This is a genomic window from Bacillus sp. S4, from assembly GCF_040838205.1.
GTDB classification, from domain to species: Bacteria; Bacillota; Bacilli; order Bacillales; family Bacillaceae_G; genus Bacillus_A; species Bacillus_A cereus_U.
Genome location: NZ_JBFPJI010000331.1, coordinates 1 through 3,412 on the forward strand (window position 1 = coordinate 1; position 3,412 = coordinate 3,412).

Genomic DNA, 3,412 nt, shown 5'->3' on the forward strand with positions numbered 1-3,412 from the left:
TAATATCCTCCTATTAGTTTAGTCTATTTAAAGAAATTTATCTGTGTTTTTTTGTTTTATCTAGATTTCTTTAAATTATTTCTAACCGCACTTCCCGAAAGAATTCTCCTTACTCAAGCGTGTGCAAGACGATAGCCCAAAGGTAAGTGGAAGATGAATTTCGGTTGGCGTAAGCCAACATATTTGCTACCATATACTTTTGTACAAATTGCTCTTTCAAAACTGAAGATATAAGGTTGTTGTAGGAAATTCGTTTACAACGTAAAATCTTCAACGTTCTATCGTCCTGCGCTACTGAAATATGTGAAAACCAGGCGAAGAAAGTAGCGTATATGTGTCTAACGTACTCATACTATTTTTAGGGGGAGGGACTACCCTGTTAGCTTGGTCAACATAAGTGGCTAGTAAAAATCACTTACTTCCCACTTAGCTCCCACTTCAAGCGTCAGCTAAGTGGTGAGTAGTTCACTAACTTCACATTTCAATAGGAGAAACCCTATTGATACAAAGTTTTTTATCTTAACATTGTAAATCTGCAAAATCCTGACGCCACTCCTAAAACTAGCAAAAAAGTGTTAAATTAACGCTCTTTTATACTTTCTTTAATTACAGATTGTTTTTATCATTGTTTAAAATGTGTTATAAACCTGTTCACAAGTTGCGGCTGTTGGTTGAAAAAAACAGTGTTTTTTATAACGCCCGACAAAAGGCTGATTATACCATTGTTGAGGACAATCACCTGGTGGCCTAAAATACCATAAACTAAATTTCCCAGGCCAGTACCTCTCTCCATTGATTACTCGACGAGCTAAGCGTTTTTCACTTTCTCTTGCTCTTTGATAGAAATAACCGTGAGTAACAGCTTCAAATGCGTGTTCTTGGTAAATCATTTGTCTAATGGTACGAAGATTTTTAAAATCGGAACAATTGGCTCTTATTCGGTTAATTCCTACATTTCCGACGAGCAACATACCCTGAATTCCTTCTCCTTCGGCTTCTGCTCTCAGTAATCTTGCTAAAAGTGCAATATCTGCATCTGTCGCGTTAACAACCCCCATGATTTCACCTCCATTATATTTTCTTCTTATAGTATTGCTTATTAGTCAGGATAATGACTTTTTCACATAATATAGATCGTTATGTGAAAAAGTATGAAAGATAATTACTCTTGAACAGGAAGGATGATGGTACTTGAATATGGACTCTTTCATGGAAGGATTTGTATTGTCATTGGTATGGGTCTTAAAGATGGAACGACAGGTGAAGAAGAATTGCTAAATAAACTCATGAATAGAGGTATTTATAAGGATTATGTAGTTTCAATAGTTGAGGTTACTTATTTACATTTACTTTTGAGAAATATGATTCAAGTTAGTATTTTATCTTTTTCCGACATGCGTCTCCTCAAAATAAATAGAGAGACACTTGTCTCTCTTCAAAAAGTACTTTTGGGAATTTTAAATTGTCCCTCTTAGTATCAAACCTAGAACGGCCATAATTATCGTACTGATAATAATCCGTAAAATCCAAGAGGTATTCGTGCTGATTTTTTCTAATTGCTTATTAATTGTAGAAATGTCTTTCTCGTTAATTATTATTCGAGTTTCTAAATTACGAATATCACGCATGATCTCTTTTTGTTCTGATTTTAGACTATCAATTTTCACATTTAAGTCTTCCATATACTCACATCCCTCTAATATCTTAATAGAACAATCCTTATATGTTATGAGACAACCTTTAACGGTGTGAATGTATACGAGTTATTTCCATGTTGAATCTTTATTTTATACATCTTTCCCAATCGTATTTATCATTACTAAACTAGTACAAGCATTTGTTAATTGACCGATGGTTGTACTAATTAATCATATTCGGTTGTTTTGTTAGAACTTCAATCGAATCTCAACTACATTCTTCATATTTAAGTATTATCAATAAAGAGTTTAGAAAATCCATGAACAAAAAAACGAGTGCTGTGAAGAAAAACGCTCTTTCAAAGGATTTCACCAATTTCTACGGTTATTACTGCCTCTATGTCTGCGCCTACAGAACATTAAATGCCCATTTTGTTCAATAAAAAGAGAGCATCCAGGGCGGTGGATACTCTTAATGTGATAAGGAGTTTTAACTGAAAATCGGAATAAAGGTGGAGCGGTTAAGCTCGTCCTATACTTTAATATATGCTTGTTCTTCTCGAAAGGTGAAAAGTAAAAAGTAAAAAGACACCTTAATTAGGTGTCTTTTTGGTGTATAAGAGGTAGCTACCAGGAAAAGACCTTTCTGTATCATTATATGATTATCAATTCTCGTTATACCTAAAATGGCTTTTAAATACGTTTATTGTGTATTTTGATAGTAATTGATTTTGTCGCGAATAGCGGACGCAATAAATTCTTCAATAGTGCTGTTTGTTTCTTCGACTATTTTATGAATAGCTTGATATTCTTTACTGGATATCGTAACTGGTTTTGTCACGCTGCTGCTATCTAAATACACACTATTATTAACGCGTTTTACTAATCTTCCTTCTATTAAATATGGTGATAAACTTTCAATCCATTCCATTTGCATACCCATTGGTAATTCAATAAGAGATTGGCGTACATCAAAATACCAAAAGCCTGCTTCTTCTGAAATTTTCAAATTTCTTGGTGAGACATACTGTAGAATCAAGTCAACCAGCTGAAAAGAACTACTACGTAATTGATCAGACTTAGGTATACGAAACTTAACAAACCTTTGATGATGGCTACGAGGTTTATCATATAACTCGTATGCAGGTTCATATCCCGATTTTTTTGCTTCTTTTAAGGTGAATTCACTTTCAAATTCATCAATTAGTGTAATATCTCCACGCTTAGGGATAGTAATGACTCTTGCTATTGTATTCCCCTGGATATATCTTTGGAAAAGTACAGTATGATACTTTTGAGAGAATGTATACATTGCATTCGATTGATCCAATCGATGTACAAGCTTGCCTAACTCTTCTTCTTGAAGGAATTTAGTCTCACGGTTACGATATTCCTGTATAGTAGCTGTCAATTCTCCATCTTCTAACCATTTTTCTAATTGATATGTACTTATATCGTATTTTTTACTAGCCTGGTATAAAGTAAGACCTTCTATCTCCCTTTCCTTTTTAATTGAGTCTACATCCTCTTTTCTAAAAAGGAAACTCCCATCTAATCGCCATGTATCTTTATTGATTGGAATTAATTGTCCCTGCTTCATAAGATTATTAACAACGAAACTACTAACGCTTAAATACTCCTTTACTTCCGTTGTATTCATATTGATTGGTTGATTCTCATTCATATTATTTCTCCTTTCATTTAATTTGTATTTTTTAAATAGATTATCCTATTTTAATTTAAAACTTAAGAAATATATAACTGTAATTTATTAT

General features: G+C 33.2%; 4 protein-coding genes. 1 reads left to right on the forward strand and 3 read right to left on the reverse strand.

Annotated elements, in window-relative coordinates; translation table 11 throughout:
• Positions 1–629 precede the first annotated feature (629 nt).
• Entirely contained in the window at positions 630–1,058 is a 429-nt protein-coding gene (locus tag AB3X48_RS19475) for a cell wall hydrolase (RefSeq protein WP_016103966.1), read from the reverse strand.
• A 126-nt stretch (positions 1,059–1,184) separates the two neighbouring features.
• Between AB3X48_RS19475 and AB3X48_RS19480 the strand changes: the two genes are divergently transcribed.
• Positions 1,185–1,475 carry a hypothetical protein gene (locus AB3X48_RS19480; RefSeq protein ID WP_016103967.1) on the forward strand — a complete coding sequence of 97 codons (291 nt, stop codon included), beginning with the start codon at positions 1,185–1,187 and terminating at the stop codon, positions 1,473–1,475.
• On the opposite strand, the gene AB3X48_RS19485 is transcribed toward AB3X48_RS19480, so the two are convergent.
• Together AB3X48_RS19485 and AB3X48_RS19490 are read right to left on the reverse strand one after the other, a co-directional pair.
• Positions 1,458–1,682: a hemolysin XhlA family protein gene (locus AB3X48_RS19485; protein WP_002151817.1), complete on the reverse strand. Its 225-nt coding sequence runs from the start codon at positions 1,680–1,682 to the stop codon at positions 1,458–1,460. The two genes, AB3X48_RS19480 and AB3X48_RS19485, sit on opposite strands and share 18 nt — an antisense overlap.
• Before the next feature lie 658 nt (positions 1,683–2,340).
• Positions 2,341–3,321, reverse strand: coding sequence for a hypothetical protein (locus AB3X48_RS19490; RefSeq protein WP_016103968.1), 981 nt, complete (start codon positions 3,319–3,321; stop codon positions 2,341–2,343).
• Positions 3,322–3,412: the final 91 nt, after the last annotated feature.

Coding starts and splice junctions, on each gene's coding strand:
- AB3X48_RS19475 (WP_016103966.1), bottom strand. CDS start 1,058: ATGGGGGTTGTTAACGCGACAGATGCAGATATTGCACTTTTAGCAAGA.
- AB3X48_RS19480 (WP_016103967.1), top strand. CDS start 1,185: ATGGTACTTGAATATGGACTCTTTCATGGAAGGATTTGTATTGTCATT.
- AB3X48_RS19485 (WP_002151817.1), bottom strand. CDS start 1,682: ATGGAAGACTTAAATGTGAAAATTGATAGTCTAAAATCAGAACAAAAA.
- AB3X48_RS19490 (WP_016103968.1), bottom strand. CDS start 3,321: ATGAATGAGAATCAACCAATCAATATGAATACAACGGAAGTAAAGGAG.